At 44.2% G+C, this 15,887-nt stretch carries 17 protein-coding genes; 9 read left to right on the top strand and 8 right to left on the bottom strand.

From position 1 onward, the window contains the following. Positions 1-387 precede the first annotated feature (387 nt). From AC4EG4_RS09735 to AC4EG4_RS09745, 3 genes are all read left to right on the top strand, one after another. Complete coding sequence (locus AC4EG4_RS09735) at positions 388-1,749, top strand: copper amine oxidase (protein ID WP_490977009.1); 1,362 nt, start codon at positions 388-390, stop codon at positions 1,747-1,749. 110 nt (positions 1,750-1,859) lie between these two features. After that, complete coding sequence (locus AC4EG4_RS09740) at positions 1,860-2,111, top strand: anti-sigma factor (RefSeq protein ID WP_490987685.1); 252 nt, start codon at positions 1,860-1,862, stop codon at positions 2,109-2,111. Between the two features lie 36 nt (positions 2,112-2,147). Continuing rightward, positions 2,148-2,717, top strand: coding sequence for a copper resistance CopC family protein (locus AC4EG4_RS09745; protein ID WP_490987686.1), 570 nt, complete (start codon positions 2,148-2,150; stop codon positions 2,715-2,717). A 99-nt stretch (positions 2,718-2,816) separates the two neighbouring features. Here the strand turns inward: AC4EG4_RS09745 and AC4EG4_RS09750 are convergent, their stop codons facing one another. The 8 genes from AC4EG4_RS09750 to hxlA form a co-directional block, all read right to left on the bottom strand. Then, complete coding sequence (locus AC4EG4_RS09750; protein WP_490977012.1) at positions 2,817-3,710, bottom strand: SDR family oxidoreductase; 894 nt, start codon at positions 3,708-3,710, stop codon at positions 2,817-2,819. Between the two features lie 259 nt (positions 3,711-3,969). Continuing rightward, positions 3,970-4,815: an SDR family oxidoreductase gene (locus tag AC4EG4_RS09755; RefSeq protein ID WP_490987687.1), complete on the bottom strand. Its 846-nt coding sequence runs from the start codon at positions 4,813-4,815 to the stop codon at positions 3,970-3,972. Between the two features lie 99 nt (positions 4,816-4,914). After that, positions 4,915-5,994: an AI-2E family transporter gene (locus AC4EG4_RS09760; protein WP_490987688.1), complete on the bottom strand. Its 1,080-nt coding sequence runs from the start codon at positions 5,992-5,994 to the stop codon at positions 4,915-4,917. A 129-nt stretch (positions 5,995-6,123) separates the two neighbouring features. Then, entirely contained in the window at positions 6,124-6,486 is a 363-nt protein-coding gene (locus AC4EG4_RS09765; RefSeq protein ID WP_490977015.1) for a winged helix-turn-helix transcriptional regulator, read from the bottom strand. Next, positions 6,479-7,318 (bottom strand): Cof-type HAD-IIB family hydrolase, encoded by an 840-nt coding sequence (locus tag AC4EG4_RS09770; RefSeq protein WP_490987689.1) that lies wholly within the window; start codon positions 7,316-7,318, stop codon positions 6,479-6,481. Before AC4EG4_RS09770 ends, AC4EG4_RS09765 begins: the two co-directional genes overlap by 8 nt. Before the next feature lie 32 nt (positions 7,319-7,350). Further along, entirely contained in the window at positions 7,351-7,971 is a 621-nt protein-coding gene (locus AC4EG4_RS09775; protein ID WP_490987690.1) for a cyclase family protein, read from the bottom strand. A gap of 167 nt (positions 7,972-8,138) precedes the next feature. Further along, positions 8,139-8,693 carry a 6-phospho-3-hexuloisomerase gene (gene hxlB, locus AC4EG4_RS09780; protein ID WP_490987691.1) on the bottom strand — a complete coding sequence of 185 codons (555 nt, stop codon included), beginning with the start codon at positions 8,691-8,693 and terminating at the stop codon, positions 8,139-8,141. A 1-nt stretch (position 8,694) separates the two neighbouring features. Then, positions 8,695-9,336, bottom strand: coding sequence for a 3-hexulose-6-phosphate synthase (hxlA, locus tag AC4EG4_RS09785; RefSeq protein ID WP_490977019.1), 642 nt, complete (start codon positions 9,334-9,336; stop codon positions 8,695-8,697). Positions 9,337-9,743: 407 nt separating this feature from the next. Here hxlA and zwf point away from each other — a divergent pair, with 407 nt between their 5' ends. From zwf to AC4EG4_RS09815, 6 genes are all read left to right on the top strand, one after another. Beyond that, on the top strand, positions 9,744-11,189 hold the full coding sequence (gene zwf / locus AC4EG4_RS09790; protein ID WP_490987800.1) for a glucose-6-phosphate dehydrogenase: 1,446 nt from the start codon (positions 9,744-9,746) through the stop codon (positions 11,187-11,189). 154 nt (positions 11,190-11,343) lie between these two features. Next, positions 11,344-11,907, top strand: coding sequence for an NADPH-dependent FMN reductase (locus AC4EG4_RS09795; RefSeq protein ID WP_490977020.1), 564 nt, complete (start codon positions 11,344-11,346; stop codon positions 11,905-11,907). Positions 11,908-12,067: 160 nt separating this feature from the next. Further along, positions 12,068-13,843 (top strand): SulP family inorganic anion transporter, encoded by a 1,776-nt coding sequence (locus tag AC4EG4_RS09800; protein WP_490987692.1) that lies wholly within the window; start codon positions 12,068-12,070, stop codon positions 13,841-13,843. A 23-nt stretch (positions 13,844-13,866) separates the two neighbouring features. Next, a complete protein-coding gene (locus AC4EG4_RS09805; RefSeq protein WP_490977908.1) occupies positions 13,867-14,199 on the top strand; it encodes an ArsR/SmtB family transcription factor in 333 nt (110 codons plus the stop codon). Positions 14,200-14,375: 176 nt separating this feature from the next. Beyond that, complete coding sequence (locus AC4EG4_RS09810) at positions 14,376-14,810, top strand: MarR family winged helix-turn-helix transcriptional regulator (protein ID WP_490987693.1); 435 nt, start codon at positions 14,376-14,378, stop codon at positions 14,808-14,810. 71 nt (positions 14,811-14,881) lie between these two features. After that, positions 14,882-15,865, top strand: a complete 984-nt coding sequence (locus tag AC4EG4_RS09815) for a ring-cleaving dioxygenase (protein ID WP_490987694.1) — start codon at positions 14,882-14,884, stop codon at positions 15,863-15,865. Positions 15,866-15,887: the final 22 nt, after the last annotated feature.

Raw genomic sequence — 15,887 nt, forward strand, 5'->3', positions numbered from 1 at the left:
AGCAGCCCAGGTATGTATTTCAAACTACCTGAGCTGTTTTTTGTTGTTCTTACCTATTAGACATGAGCAAAGTTAAATTTGATTATGTTCTATTGAAGAATCTCATTTTCAAAGAGAATAGCCATTCACGCCTATTACCTATATACGAGTGTAGTGTGTTGAGAATTAAATATGGGACGAAAAAGATGTCTGCGTACTTTATGCAGCTGCAGTTGTTCTAGTTGGTGCTGAATCAGTTGTTTCATAGGAAAGCGTCTGCTAATTATCAATACATAAAGATTGTCAGTTCAACTAATAAAATTAAATTTTAAAAAAAGTGATCTAAATCATTTCTTTGTGCGTTATCCCTGTATAACCAAAAAAAAAAGAAAAAGGGAGCGATTTTTTATGAAATTAAACAAATGTCTTTTAGCACTTCCACTATCATTAGCCTTATTGGTACCAACGGCGGCATTGGCAGACAGCCATGGCCATTCAACTCCAGCAAGCGAAACGGCGATGGAGTCAAGCACGGCGACACCGGCAGCGGAATTACGCATTGCCCTTGATACGGTATTAACGGAACACGCATTTTTAGCGGTTGAAACCATGCGCAAAGGCGCAGATGGAGCGGAAGATTTTGATCAAGCTTCTGCAGCTCTTCTAGCGAACTCCGATGACTTGGCAGCAGCCGTGACTTCGGTCTACGGTGAAGAAGGCGGAGCAGCATTCCTTGAAGTTTGGAATTCTCATATCGGCTATTTCGTGGATTATGTCGTGGCAACTGGTGAAGACAACCAAGAAGCGAAAGACCAGGCGTTAGCTGCTTTAGAAGAATACAAAGTTGAACAATCGGCATTCTTCGATACAGCAACAGAAGGACTTCTGCCAGCAGCAGCGGTTCAAGAAGGACTGGATGTGCACGTGGATCAGCTGATTTCAGCTTTTGATGCGTATGTAGCAGGCGACTTTGAAAAAGCTTACACAGACGAACGCGAATCGATTCACCACATGAGCATGTTCGCAGAAAGCTTGTCGATTGCGATCACTACGCAATTCCCAGAGAAGTTCGAAAACACGAACCCGGATACACCGGCAGTAGATTTGCGCGCGTCATTGAATGCAATCTTCACTGAGCACGCTGGACTTGCCGCAATGGCGATGCAAGACGGTGCTGACGGCGCAGAAAGCTTTGACCAAGCATCAGCTGCACTTTTAGCCAATGCGGATGATTTGTCTGCAGCAGTTGGATCTGTCTACGGCGAAGAAGCTGGGGCACAATTCTCTGAAATCTGGAACTCTCACATCGGCTACTTTGTGGATTATGTCGTGGCAACTGGTGAAGAAAATACAGAAGCACAGGACCAAGCAAAAGCTGATTTGGATAGCTACATCGTGGAACAAGCAGCATTGCTTGACGCAGCAACAGAAGGACGCGTTCCTGCGGATGCATTAGAAGAAGGATTGACAGCACACGTAGACCAATTGCTAGTAGCATTTGATTCGTACGTAGCGGGTGATTATGAAACAGCATACAGCTCGATCCGTGAAGCTTATGCACATATGACAATGCCTGCAGCTGGATTATCAGCGGCAATCGTTGACCAATTCCCAGAAGAATTCGGTGCAACAGAAATGCCATCTGAAATGCCTGCAACAGGTATGGGCGGCACAGCAGATACAGGATCGTTCCCATTCATGTGGGTACTGGCTGGCTTAATGCTTGCAGCTCTTACGACTGTAGTAGCTGTTCGCACACGCAAACAGTAAGATTTGTGGACGCTAATGAAAAGCTAGCCTTAATCGGCTAGCTTTTTGTTTGCTTAAATAGCGCCTTATAGCCGGCGAATTGGTTAGGAATACAAAGGAGGGATTCAATTGTGGAGATGGAATGCGACCTTGTGGTAGATTACATCAACGGATCTCTGCCAGTTGAAAAGCGGTGGAAGGAAGAAATTGACAAGCACTTAGCAAGTTGCTGGGAGTGTTTGGAGCTTATGGAGTTGATGAATGAGCTTTCTGAATTCGCGAATAAACAACTATTTTCTAGCGGCATGAAGGCGAGGATTTTGGCCATGGTATTTGAAGAAGGGACCGATTCAAGCACTTCATCACCGGGCTATAGCTTATAATAAACGAATGAAGTCAAAAGAATGGAGGACCACAAGATGAAAAAAATCATCAGCTTACTTATAATAGCAATTTTTTCGATGCCGTTAATGGGTCAGGCACACACTACACTGTCTTCATCGTCACCTGCGGAAGGAGCAGTGCTAGTTGAACCTTTGGAAGAAGTGGTTCTGACGTTTGGGACAGTCATCGAACAGGGAAGTACGATGACGTTGACAAGCGCAGGCGAAGCCTATGAATTTGGCGACATCGCAATTTCAGATGGGGTTATGACGGGAACCCTTGCAGAAGAGCTTCCAAATGCAGCTTACACCATTCAATGGAAAATCATTGGGGCAGATGGCCACCCGATCGAAGGTGAAGTAGCATTTGAATTGAACGTTGAAGCTGCAGCGGAAGAACCTGCAGCAGAAGAGGCGGAGTCCGAAGCAGCACCAGGAGAATCGGCAACAGAAGAAGAGCCGATAGTTGAAATAGCAACACCAGCGGCAGAAGAAAACGTTGCCGAAACGACAGAAGATGAGGGGAATTCGTTAATTACGGTTTTCCTTGTGGTTGCCTTGCTGGCCATTGCATTTATTGCTTATCGGTTGTTGAAGAAGAAATAAAGAGTGGCCAATTCATACGTACGATTTTAACATCATAAAAAGCTTGCAGTACCGAAAATCGGTTGCTGCAAGCTTTTTTTGTAGAATGTTGAATTATGATTAAGCTGTCGGCATTCCGCCAGTTATGCTGTAAATTTGTCCAGTTACGTAGCTGGATTCGGTTGACGCTAAGAACACATAGACAGATGACAATTCAACAGGCTGTCCTGCACGTCCCAGTGGAGTTTCAGGCGTGCCTTTTCCGAATTCCGGAATGTTTTCCTGTGGCTGTCCGCCGGAAATTTGCAGAGCAGTCCAGATTGGTCCTGGCGCAACCGAATTTACACGGATGCCTTTGTCTGCCAATTGCTTAGACATCGCTTTGGTGAATCCGATAATCGCAAATTTTGTTGCTGCATAATCGACAAGCATCGGGCTCGGATCAAAACCTTCAACAGAGCTGGTTGTAATAATAGAAGCTCCTGCAGGAAGGTGCGGAAGTGCTGCTTTGACCGTCCAGTACAATGAATAAACATTAACTTGGAATGTTTTTTCAAGCTGCTCGGTAGGCAATTCTAAAATATCTTCAACGGCCTGCTGCTTGCCGGCAACTAATGCAAGAATATCCAAGCCGCCAAGTTCCGAATGCGCCTTTTCAACCAATTCTTTGCAGAAAGATTCACTGCTCAAATCTCCTGGAATCAAAATAGCTTTTCGCCCTTCAGCTTCGATCAGTTTTTTAACTTCTTCTGCATCGGGCTGTTCAACCGGCAAGTAGTTGATGGCGACGTCTGCGCCTTCTCGTGCATAAGCAATAGCAGCTGCACGGCCGATTCCGGAGTCCCCGCCGGTTACCAGCGCTTTGCGTCCTGCTAATTTTCCTGATCCGGTATAGCTTGTTTCGCCGCAATCTGGAAGTGGGCTCATATCTTTTTGAAGGCCAGGCGGCTCTTGGTATTGTTTCGGAAAGTTATCTGTTGTGTATTGTGTTCTAGGGTTTGGGATATTCGACATTTAAATCGCTCCTCATATTGGCAATAGTTGGTTACCTTGTTTATCTACCACTAAAAACCAAGCTGAAACATACAAAATAAAATGTAAGCGTTCTATGATGAAAAAAGTTTGGCTTTTTAACTATTCATACTATGAGTTTCTTGTTGTTCTCGTAGTGCTAATTGAAGAATAGGTGAAAATGACAAGAGCCAGCCAGATAAATACGAAGGCGATCAGGTGAGCCTGTGACAACCGTTCACCATAAAACACTCTGTCACCATCATTCCCAATACTCCCGGTAATCGTAAATATATGCCTCGATTTTTCGCGGCTGCTTGCCCGTTAGTTTTTGATAATCAGAAGTTATGCCTTTTGCCAAACCCAACTTGGTAGGGAAGTGGATGCCGACGACGACATTGATGAATCCTTTATCTTTTCCACGGCTTATCATATATTCCTTGAAATCTTTCGCCGATGGATTTGTGTAGGAAATGGGTTTGCCGAGAACATGGGTCATCTTTTCAGCTACTTGTGAAAAATTTAACGCTTCAGCGCCCGTGATTGTATAAGCTTTGTTTTTATGAAGCTGTGGATCTTGGAAAGATAAAGAAACCACTTCTGCCAAATCACGGACGTCGACAAAGCTTGTTTGGCCCTTGCCGGCCGGAACGAAAATACGATGATTTTCGTTGATTTCCTCGCGTAAAAAGTCGTTCAGGTTTTGCATGAAATAGCCGGCACGGACAAAGGTGTACGGTACACCTAATTTTCTAATCAGCTTTTCGTTTTTATAATGGTGGATAAACGGCAAAAACTGGACGTCTTTTACCGATAAATAAGTAATGTGTTGAACGCCCATCTGTTTGGCTTGCTCCAGGAACTCCGCAAATTGCAGGTTTGCCCCTGGCGGATACATTAGAAACAGTTGGCTGACGCCTTGCAACGCCCTCTCAAAGGTGTCTGGATCTGCAAAATCCAAAGCGGCAAACTCATACTCTTCGCCATATTGTTGTACGGCTTTTTCTACATTGCGCACTGCACACTTGAAGGACATGCTTTTGCTCTTTAAAATTTGTGCAACTTCATAGCCTGAATTGCCGGTAAAGCCGGTCACGAGAACAGTCATTAGCGTCACCACTTTCTGTCAAAGTTGCTTTCTAAGTGCAATGGGTATGGACGATTGCCCAATCAATATCTACTTTCGTGTACAAAAGAGCTTCTTGTACTACACTTTTTCTGTCGCTTTTTCCTCGATGTCTTTTCGTTTGGCATAGAAATTGGAAACAATAGTTTTGATGACGGCGTAAAAAGGAACGGCCAGTATGATGCCCCAAATGCCGGCAATGTTCCCGGCGGCCAGTATTAAAGTGATGACGGTAAGTGGATGTACATTCAGTGCGTTGCCCATAATATTCGGCGTAATGAGGTTCCCCTCAATTTGCTGTGCCACCAGCATGATGATGGCTACATAAACGGCCATAATCGGATCTTGAACCAGTGCAATAATCATCGCTGGAATAACGGCGATATAAGGTCCGAGAAAAGGGATGACGTTGGTCATGACCCCAATAAGAGCCAACAAGAATGCATATTCAAGTCCAATGATCAGGTAGCCGACTAGCAGCATAGCGCCGACGGTCAAACTGACAAATAATTGTCCCACAATATAAGATTTCAAGGTCTCATCTATATCGTGCAACGTTTTGCGAATCCAGGTTTTTCGTTCTCCAGAGAAAAACTGAGCGACAAATGGTGCAAATTTCCGGTGGTCAATTAATATATAAACCAGGAAAAAAGGAACCAGGATGAGCGCAAGCACACCTGAAAACAGTCCCATTAGGAACGTCAAGAGCCAAGAACTGATATTTCCAGCCCAGTCAGTAAATTGTCCGGTCATCCCATTTACTTGTTCCCGCACCGATTCCGGCAAATGTTCGCGTTGGTTCAACAGGTATTGTCCATACTCCTCTGCGCTTTCGATAATTTCCGGCGCATTGTCCGCAAGTGAGTTTACTTGCTCGGAAACAATGGGAGCCAGCAAAATATAAAATAACCATAGAAGAAAGCCCATCAATGCGAAAATCAGTAAGATTGCCGCCCATTTGGGAACTTTCTTGTTTTGCAGAAAATGAAGAATGGGCCTCGTCAAATAAAAGAGTACTCCGCCGATTAGCAAAGGCAGGAAAATAGTTTCTGCCACTACAAAAAGTGGAGAGAAGACACCTTGCACTTCGATAAATAAACGAATGATAACCAGTGTGAAAATAATGGCGACAGCTGTTTGAAACCAGACTTTTTGTGTCATTTGAACACTCCTTTCTATATGTATAGGATACCTGCTTTTATCTTACCTACCCTCAGCTTACCCCCTTCAACCTGTATAACAGGAGATCATAAAACAAAGCGGACTGCATGCTGCTGCAATCCGCTTTGTTTAAGCATTTTTATTGGCTTCTATCGTCGTATCTAAATTTTGCTCCATGTAATCTTTGCCCCATTCGTACATGGAGTCGAGGATGGGAATCAAGCTGCGCCCCTGATCAGTTAGAGAGTATTCCACTTTCGGCGGCACAACCGGATAAATTTCGCGGTGCACGATTAAGTGCTCTTCCAGTTCACGCAATTGGGTGACCAGCATGCGCTGGGTAATGCCCGGCATCAGGTTTTTCAATTCGCCAAACCGTTTTGTTCCTTCTTTGCCTAAATGCCAGAGAATCAGCATTTTCCACTTTCCGCCGATGATGGAAAGGGTCAGTTCTTTTTCGCAATTAAAGCTTTTTTCTCCCAAGTTAGGCATGATTTTCGCTTCCTCTCTTCACTGCGGCAATTTTCTGGGGCTCTAAAATAAACCTATCGATTGCATGGCGTACACCTTCGTCATTGTTTGTCAGCGAGGTGTAATCGGCAATCTCTTTGACTTCCGGTACGGCATTGCCCATCGCAATGCCAAACCCGGCTGCTTTGACCAATTCAAGATCGTTGTGATTGTCGCCAATCCCGATAATTTCTGATTGGGCGATGCCAAGGTGGTTTGCCAGGAATAAAAGGGCCGTTCCTTTGTTGGCTTCCGGATGCGTCACTTCCAAGTAATTCTTTTTCGATTTTTCGATATAGGCAGACTCACCGAATAGTGCCCGCAATTCTTTTTGAAGGATATCCAAGACATCGGGTTCGTCGATAAAGAGCAATTTGGTAAACCCTTTTTCCGCAAGCCTGATCAAGTCCGGTTCTATAGCATACGGCACTTGAACAGCTTCGGCATAAGCTATTAGCTTCTCCGTTTCCGCTGCTCCGTAGAGAATGTCGTCTTGATACACTTGCAAGTGAATCTCTTTTTCACGGGCAATGTGAATTAATTTTTTGGCAATGTCAGGGGAGACGGCCTGCTCATACAAAGCCTCTCCTTCGCCTATGGCCTTGATCATGGCGCCTTGGTACGTAATGAGCGGGGCATCGATCCCCAACTGTTCTGCCACAAGTTTCGCAGAAGAAAACATTCTTCCTGTCGCAATCGTGACTACAGTCCCCAGTTCGATCGCTTTTTGAATCGCGGCCACAGTTCCGGGAGAAATGGTCAGTTCGTCTGTGAAAAGTGTTCCGTCTAGATCAATTGCAATCATTTTATACATGGGTTCTCTCCTTGGAATTTCTTTTCAACGTTTTAAACGTTCAATCCTTCAAACAGCATCACTCTGGCAGGTGACGCGTCGGTACCGACTAATTTAAGCGGTGCTGCGACCATAAAGTATTCGCCTTGCTCGACTTCTTTCAGGCGCAAGCCTTCAATGATGATGATGTCATGTTCGAACAAGGTCTTGTGCGTCGGATGCCCTTCTTGGCTTCGTTCGATTCCGAGCGCATCAATGCCAACTCCACGAACGCCGATCTCGGACAAGTAGGCTGCACCGTCTTCTGCAAGAAAAATAAAGTCGAAGTTAAAATGATCATCAAATGAATTTTTTGTTTTAAATAGAACAAAGTCATCCTTTTCAAGCTCAAACTTTTCCAGCTCCGCTTTTGAAATGCCGTTCTCAGATGCTGTTAAATCCAACACTTTGCATTTTCCGACAAGCTTGTCCAATGAAATCGATTCAAAGGTTTCGCCGTCCACTTTCATATGAAGCGGGGCATCGATGTGCGTACCCGTATGGACATCCATTTCCAACCGTGTTTCTGTCACATAGCCGTTTGTCAGTTGGTTAATTTTTGGCTGTTTTTCCAGTTTGTCTTTGTATACAGCCATTCCCTCAAAGATTTCACCTGTGATATCGTACATTTTCATTTGATCAACCCTTCCATTGTATGTAATTTTTTCGCAGTATATTTAGCTTGGCATGCTTTTTGTGTCTCTGTCCAGTGAAAGTGCTTGGATTGTTCGGGATTTTGGGTTCTTAGGACAATAAAAAGGAGCCTGAGCCTGAATAAATTCAGGTTCAGGCTCTTTTGTTTTTACTCTAAGTTTGCGTGCCGGCCGTACATCGTGTTGGAGTTCAGACCTTTTTTATCCATGAATCTCAAGATCACCGCATCATAGAAAAGGAGAAGCGACTGCTCGAACAGCGAGCCCATTGGTTGAATGGACTTGCCGCTGGCGCCGTCTGCTTTTGCTTGAGCAGGAATGGTGATGTGGATGTCTGCCAGACTGCCGATTGTAGACTCCGGGTTTGTGGTAATCGCCACGACTGTTGCACCGATAGACTGGGCTTTTTCTGTCATTGCTGCCAGGCTTTTGGTTTCGCCGGAACCGGAACCGACGATAAAAATATCATCAGCTTCTAAATTCGGAGTCACCGTTTCGCCGACAACATAGGAATCCAAGCCTACATGCATCATACGCATGACAAAAGATTTTGCCATAAAACCGGAGCGGCCGCCGCCAGCTACGAATATTTTCTTGGCCTGGAGGATGCCGTTGACCAGCTTTTCAGCTTCTGTGTCGTCAATGAGCGACATTGTTTGCTTTAGTTCAGCCAGAATTTCTTCTGTAAAGCCTGTGGTGTTCATGTTAGACAGTTACGCTTTCTTTGATTAGCTTCTGGATTTTCTCAGCTTCTGCGCCTTTATCGTCTTTGCTTGTGATGCCGCCGCCGACAATGATCAAGTCTGGTTGTGCTTTGATCACTTCTGGCAATGTTTCCAATTTGATGCCGCCAGCTACAGCTGTGCGTGCGTTTTTCACGACGCTTTTAATTGTGCGAAGATCTTCGAAAGAGTCTTTGCCTTCTGCTTGCAGGTCATAGCCCGTGTGGACACAGATGTAATCTGCTCCAAGAAGATCGAGTTCTGCAGCGCGTGTTTTGATGTCTTTTACTGCGATCATGTCTACAAGGATTTTTTTGCCTTGTTTTTTAGCTTCTTCAACAGCACCTTTGATAGAAGAATCTTCTGCTTGTGCAAGGATTGTGATAATATCTGCACCTGCTGCAGAAGCATTCGATACTTCATAAGCTGCAGCGTCCATGATTTTCACGTCAGCTAAAACTTCCAAGTTCGGAAATGCTGCTTTCATTTCAGAGACGGCTTTTAAGCCTTCTTTGTTGATGACTGGGGTACCGATTTCAACGATATCGATAAACGCTTCTACTTCTTTAACCAATTCGATTGCTTGCGGAATGTCTACTAAGTCTAATGCTAATTGTAATTTCATGTATGTGGATCTCCTCGTATTCGTATTTTGACTCACACTCAGTATAAGGCCTACTGTTATTTGTGTGAAGTACGCACTTTGAAATCACATACTGACAAAAAGTATACCATCAGTCATATCAAGGTTTTTCGCGTATGACAAATGGCCGACCAATTTAATAGGGCAATAAAGTTCTTTATATTTCTCATTGAGTAAGCTCCCCAGTATAGTATTTGTGACTATGTGTTTTGAAACTACGTACTTACATTAGAGGGAACAAGCCACTATACTAGAAACTGTTGTGATGATCAGATGTATTTAAAAGCTGGAGATAATAGAGTGGGAGGATTTAACATATGAAGATCGAGAGTTTAACAGAAGAATTTTATCATATAGATGAATCGGATGAATTGCAAAAAGAATGGGTTATGCAAGACATGACATTTGTGTTATTCGGCGCGACCGGAGATTTGGCACAGCGAAAACTGTTTCCTGCGCTTTATAATTTATATCTTGATGAAAAGTTGCCGGAAACAATTTCCATCGTGGGATTGGGCAGAAGAGATTATACAGATGGTGTATTTCAAGAAAAAATAGAACAGTCACTCTATACCTATTCCAGAAGAGCCGTTCAAACAGCGACGTTGCAAAAGTTTCTAGACAAGTTCCGGTATTGCATATTCGATGCAACCGAAACAGAGGCGTATCACCAGCTGCATGAACTTATCAAAATGAGAGAAAGCGATCTGGGCATTCCGCAAAATCGCCTGTTTTACCTGTCGGTGGCTCCTGGGTTAATCGATTTGATCGCTTCCAACCTGGATGCGGCCGGCGTCTCACAAAGCAACGGATGGAACCGCCTCATCGTTGAAAAACCGTTTGGACGGGATCTGGAGACGGCAAGACAACTCAATCATAATTTGGGGAAAGTGTTTAAGGAAGAGGAGATTTACAGAATTGACCATTACCTAGGCAAGCCGATGGTTCAAAACCTGAAAACCTTGGTGATGGCGAATCCGGTATTGGGGTCGCTGCTGAACCATCACCAAATTTCCAATGTCCAAATTACAGCGAGCGAGACGGTCGGAATAGAAGATCGCGCAGGCTACTATGACAAAGCCGGTGCCATTCGTGATATGGTGCAAAATCACCTGTTGCAGCTGGTGATGATGACCGCCGTTCATTTGCCGGATAATCTGATGGTCAGCACAAGCCGGGTTAACAAGACTGAAATTATTGAGTCCCTTCAACCGATTGTGAAAGAACAGGCTCATCTGGACATTATCCGTGGACAGTACGAGCCTGGAGAAATCCAAGGGTCTGCGGTTGCTGGATACCGGGAAGAAGAGGGAGTTGCCGATCTGTCGAAAAATGATACGTATGTTGCGGCACGCATCGCGATTGACCATCCCTCATGGAGAGGCATTCCCTTCTATATCCGCACCGGCAAGCGAATGAACGAAAAATCGACACAGATTGTCATTGAATTCGAAAACCGGGCGATGGATTCAGAAATGCTAAAAGGAGCGGCTCCCAATTTGGTGATGGTGGAGATCAGCCCCAATGAAAGCATTTCGCTTCGGGTAAACTTGAAAGATGCTGCCAGCAACCAGTTCAAGCCGGTCTGGACCAACTTGTCCACAAACTCAGAAGATCAGCCGGAAGCTTACGAGCTGCTGCTCTATGACGCACTCCGCGGCAATTCCACCTTTTTTGCCAACTGGAAAGAAGTCGAACTGTCATGGGAATGGATTCAACCGGTATTGGAAGCTTTTCAAGAAGATTTGGTGCCGCTGAATTTTTATGCTGCAGGTTCAAAAGGTCCGGAAGAAGCCGACGAATTACTAATGAAAGATCACTATAAATGGTGGTAAAAAGATACTTGGAAGTTTCCATGTGATTCGTACTAAAAAAGAATATTCGGACATTTAGTTTGAAACTGAGAGTTATTTGTCTTATGATAAAAGGGCATCAATGAGTGAAAGTTCACAGCTAAAGAAGGATCACAATTTGAGGAGGAATTTATTCATGACAAAGATTGGTATTATTACAGGAAGCACACGTCCGGGGCGCAACAGTGTACAAGTTGCAGAATGGGTTAAAAGTATTGCAGACAAGCGTGGAGATGCCGAATACGAAATCGTGGATTTAGCGGATTTCAATTTGCCGATGTATGCAGAGCCAGTTTCAGCGGCATATAGCCAGGATTATCAAACTCCTGAAGCGATTCCATGGTCTCAAAAAATTGCCGAACTTGATGGGTATGTCTTTATCTGTCCAGAGTACAATCATGGCGTGACATCTGCATTAAAAAATGCCATCGATTATTTATATGTAGAGTGGAACAACAAGGCAGCAGGGATTGTCAGCTATGGTTCTGCGGGCGGCGTTCGTGCAGCTGAATCGTTGCGTGTCATCTTAGCAGAGTTGCAAGTAGCTTCTGTCAGAAGCCATCCGGCCATGTCTCTGTTCACTGATTTTGAAAACATGAGTGTTTTCAAACCAGCGGAAGTTCATGAAGGTGCAGTTACAACCTTGCTGGATCAGGTTAATGCCTGGACCAACGCGTTTGAACCACTTCGAAATAAATAAGATAACAACCTATACGATAGATAATGGTTAGGAGCAGCCCGTTTTACGGGCTGCTCCTTTTCGGCTTGAAAACAGTTGACATTTTCTTTTTTGGGTGTATATTTGATTTAACGTATATTCAAATAATCAGATATACTAAAAAGAAAAGAAGGTCTTTATTATGAAGAAGAAGCCGTTTTTCACTGGAAGATACACAGGCTATTCTTTCCAAAGTTTCAAAAAAGACCTCCTCTCAGGGTTGGTTGTGGGAGTAATTGCAATTCCTTTGGGAATGGCTTTTGCCATTGCATCCGGCGTCAATCCGGAATACGGAATCTATACCACCATTATTGCAGGGATTCTCATTTCAATTTTCGGCGGATCCAAGTTTCAAATCGGAGGTCCAACAGGAGCTTTTATCCCGGTCTTGTTTGCCGTTGTCATCGCCTACGGATATGAAAGTTTATTGCTGGCAGGATTTATGGCAGGGATTATCTTGCTCTTTATGGGGATTTTTAAGCTGGGCTCATTGATAAAATACATCCCGCGTCCGGTAACTATTGGTTTTACCTCTGGAATCGCAGTCATTATTTTTGTAGGTCAAGTGGCCAACTTTTTAGGATTGACCGGTGTAGAAAAGCACGAATCCTTCTTGCCTAACGTAAAAGAGATTTTTCTTCATATCCAAACAGTCAATCCATATAGCGTCTTAACCGCCGCTGTTTGTCTTGCCACAGTAATCTTAACGCCAAAAATCATTCCCAAGGTCCCAGGGCCGTTAATCGGTCTATTGGTCTCCACTGTAGCGGCCAGTGTATTTTTCCCTGGCCAGGTGGCGACAATCGGTTCAACTTTTGGAGAAATTCCAAACACGCTTCCGGAATTTCATTTTCCCGAAGTCACATTTGAGAAAATCCAGCTGCTAATCGGCCCGGCCTTTGTGATCGCCATGCTGGGCGGAATTGAATCCTTATTGTCTGCTGTTGTTGCGGATGGCATGACCGGCGGCAAGAAGCATAACAGCAACCGGGAACTGATCGGACAGGGAATCGCGAATATGGTCACACCTTTATTCGGTGGTATCCCTGCAACTGGCGCCATCGCCAGAACAGCCACCAATATAAAAAACGGAGCAGTTTCTCCTTTTTCAGGGATAATCCATGGTGTTGTTGTTCTTTTAGTCCTGATTCTTTTTGCACCTTACGCTTCGACCATTCCCCTGGCCAGTATGGCGCCTGTTCTGATGATTGTGGCCTGGAATATGAGTGAAAGGCATATATTTATAAGTTTGCTGAAAACCAAAACAGCAGATTCGCTCGTTCTGGTTGCCACTTTTTTATTGACCGTTTTTGTCAGTCTGACAGTCGCGGTGGAAGTTGGTTTGTTATTGGCTGTTATCTTGTTCACCAAACAAATGAGTGAACTGCTGATCACTGCCAAGGTGCTGCCGGATCCGGCCCATAAAGATGAAAAAATGGGGACCCATATGGTGACGGATATCCACGATTGCCCACAAATCAGTATATACAATGTGGAAGGGCCTTTGTTTTTTGGTTCTGCTCAAGCTTTCGAGCAATCCATCATGAATACCATCCACTACAAACCCAAAGTCCTGTTGCTTCGAATGGGGAAAGTCCCATTTATGGACACAACGGGTGAGTCTTATTTGTCCAGCATCATCAAAGATTTTTCAAAACAGGGCACGGTCCTGATCTCTGGAATGAAGCCGCATCCGGTAAGTGTGATGAAAAAAACCGGGTTGTATGACTATACTGGAGAAGAGCATTTCTTTGAACATACCGGGGAAGCCATCAACTTTGCCTTGGATAAGCTCGACAGAAACAAATGCCTGGGCTGCCAGCATTTTGCCTTTAACGAATGCAGAGCTCTTTCTGCTGGAAATGAACTTCATAAAACGGAAGCAAATGCAGAAGAGAAGGGTGAAAAACTGTTATAGAGAGGGAGAGAGATATTTTGGATATGGAAATGCAGCGGTTCAAGTCTGAGTTTTTTAAGGCTCTTGCCCATCCGCTTCGGATTCGCATTCTGGAGATTTTAGCACAAGGGGATAAGAGTGTGAATGAAATCCAGCAATTAGCTGAAAGCGAAGGTTCGGCAGTATCCCAGCAACTGACCGTCTTAAAGGCCAAAAACATCGTCACAGGAACCAAAGAGGGGAATCGCGTAATTTATTCCTTACGGGACCCGATGATTATTGATCTATTGGATGTCGCGAGAAAAATTTTCAATAACCAGTTGTCGGAAACAATCACTATTTTGGACCGATTTAACTACACGGATAAAGAAGAGTGATAAACCATATAAGCTGACGGAAAAGAGAGGATGTCCTTTTCTGTCAGTTTATTTTTTATGAACAAAGGAAAAGCAAATAAAAGTGAATGAAGAGGATAGTTGACGTCAGAAAAAGTACATGATACAATTATCTCGAATTAAAGATATATTAATTCAAGGTAAATGGGGTCAGTCGAATGGAAGTGTCGAATCTCAACTTGAAAGCATTAACGGTATTAGTTCGAGCAACAGACGCTCTTCACGAACTAATTAAAAGGGATGTTGCGCAGTACGGGTTGAATCCGACCGAGTTTTCGGTGCTGGAGCTGCTGTATCACCGCGGAAAGCAACCGATTCAGCTGATCGGCAAAAAAGTGTTGATTGCCAGCAGCAGTATCACGTATGTCATTGACAAACTGGCAGCAAAAAATTACGTTGAACGCCAAGCATGCCCGGAAGACCGGCGTGTGACGTTTGTAGAACTGACAGACGAAGGCAGGAACTTGATGGAAGCAATTTTCCCAAAGCATGAACAAGTAATCAATGATGTGTTTCAAGGCATGCAGCAGCGGGAAATAGAAGAAATGATCAGCACCGTCAAAAAAATTGGCTGTCGCTCGAAAAATACTTAAATTTTTTTAATTCATTATCTCGAATTCGAGATAATGACAATACTTATACTAAAAAATGAGGAGAGATAGTTATGAACGAATTAAAAGGAATGCACCATGTCACTGCCATTACGAGCAGTGCCGAAAAAAACTATGAATTTTTCACTTATGTACTGGGCATGCGCCTGGTTAAAAAAACTGTGAACCAAGATGATATCCAAACTTATCACTTATTTTTTGCAGATGACAAAGGTTCGGCGGGGACTGACATGACGTTCTTCGATTTCCCGAACATTCCAAAAGGCACCCATGGCACAAACGAAATATACAAAACGGCATTCCGTGTCCCAACGGATGAAGCACTGTCATACTGGATCAAGCGCTTTGATAAATACGAAGTGAAACATAAAGGCATCCAGGACGTATTTGGCAAGAAAACTTTATCGTTTGTTGATTTTGATGATCAGCAGTACATGCTGGTATCGGATGAGAACAACAAAGGCGTAGCTTCCGGCACGCCGTGGCAGAACGGTCCAGTTCCATTGGAGTTCGCAATCACTGGACTTGGCCCAATTCATATCCGCATCGCAGAATTTGAATCATTTAAAGAAGTGCTGGAAAAAGCAATGCTGATGCGCCAAGTCGCAAAAGAAGGGTCTTTTTATCTGTTTGAAGTCGGCGAAGGTGGGAACGGGGCGCAAGTGATCGTTGAGCACAATAAATTACTGCCTTCAGGACGCCAAGGCTTCGGTACGGTCCACCACGCAGCCTTCCGTGTAGCAGATACGAGCGTATTGCAGGAATGGATCGACCGCATGCAAAATCTTGGATTCAATACGTCCGGCTATGTTGACCGCTTTTTCTTCGAATCGCTGTATGTGCGGGTAGCACAAGGCATCTTGTTTGAATGGGCAACAGACGGACCCGGATTTATGGGCGATGAGCCTTACGAAACAATCGGCGAAAAGTTATCCTTGCCGCCATTCTTAGAGCCAAAACGCGACCAGATCGAGAAACTGGTGCGTCCGATCGATACGGTGCGAAGCACGCGTACCATTGAAAAAGAATATCTTTAAAAATAAATAGGTAAATGAAAAC

The organism is Planococcus sp. TJ-201 (assembly GCF_058268495.1).

Bases quoted from the DNA above. Each gene is read 5' to 3' on its own strand.
- AC4EG4_RS09735 (WP_490977009.1), top strand. From the start codon at position 388: ATGAAATTAAACAAATGTCTTTTAGCACTTCCACTATCATTAGCCTTA.
- AC4EG4_RS09745 (WP_490987686.1), top strand. From the start codon at position 2,148: ATGAAAAAAATCATCAGCTTACTTATAATAGCAATTTTTTCGATGCCG.
- AC4EG4_RS09750 (WP_490977012.1), bottom strand. From the start codon at position 3,710: ATGTCGAATATCCCAAACCCTAGAACACAATACACAACAGATAACTTT.
- AC4EG4_RS09755 (WP_490987687.1), bottom strand. From the start codon at position 4,815: ATGACTGTTCTCGTGACCGGCTTTACCGGCAATTCAGGCTATGAAGTT.
- AC4EG4_RS09760 (WP_490987688.1), bottom strand. From the start codon at position 5,994: ATGACACAAAAAGTCTGGTTTCAAACAGCTGTCGCCATTATTTTCACA.
- AC4EG4_RS09765 (WP_490977015.1), bottom strand. From the start codon at position 6,486: ATGCCTAACTTGGGAGAAAAAAGCTTTAATTGCGAAAAAGAACTGACC.
- AC4EG4_RS09770 (WP_490987689.1), bottom strand. From the start codon at position 7,318: ATGTATAAAATGATTGCAATTGATCTAGACGGAACACTTTTCACAGAC.
- AC4EG4_RS09775 (WP_490987690.1), bottom strand. From the start codon at position 7,971: ATGAAAATGTACGATATCACAGGTGAAATCTTTGAGGGAATGGCTGTA.
- hxlB (WP_490987691.1), bottom strand. From the start codon at position 8,693: ATGAACACCACAGGCTTTACAGAAGAAATTCTGGCTGAACTAAAGCAA.
- hxlA (WP_490977019.1), bottom strand. From the start codon at position 9,336: ATGAAATTACAATTAGCATTAGACTTAGTAGACATTCCGCAAGCAATC.
- zwf (WP_490987800.1), top strand. From the start codon at position 9,744: ATGCAAGACATGACATTTGTGTTATTCGGCGCGACCGGAGATTTGGCA.
- AC4EG4_RS09795 (WP_490977020.1), top strand. From the start codon at position 11,344: ATGACAAAGATTGGTATTATTACAGGAAGCACACGTCCGGGGCGCAAC.
- AC4EG4_RS09800 (WP_490987692.1), top strand. From the start codon at position 12,068: ATGAAGAAGAAGCCGTTTTTCACTGGAAGATACACAGGCTATTCTTTC.
- AC4EG4_RS09805 (WP_490977908.1), top strand. From the start codon at position 13,867: ATGGAAATGCAGCGGTTCAAGTCTGAGTTTTTTAAGGCTCTTGCCCAT.
- AC4EG4_RS09810 (WP_490987693.1), top strand. From the start codon at position 14,376: ATGGAAGTGTCGAATCTCAACTTGAAAGCATTAACGGTATTAGTTCGA.
- AC4EG4_RS09815 (WP_490987694.1), top strand. From the start codon at position 14,882: ATGAACGAATTAAAAGGAATGCACCATGTCACTGCCATTACGAGCAGT.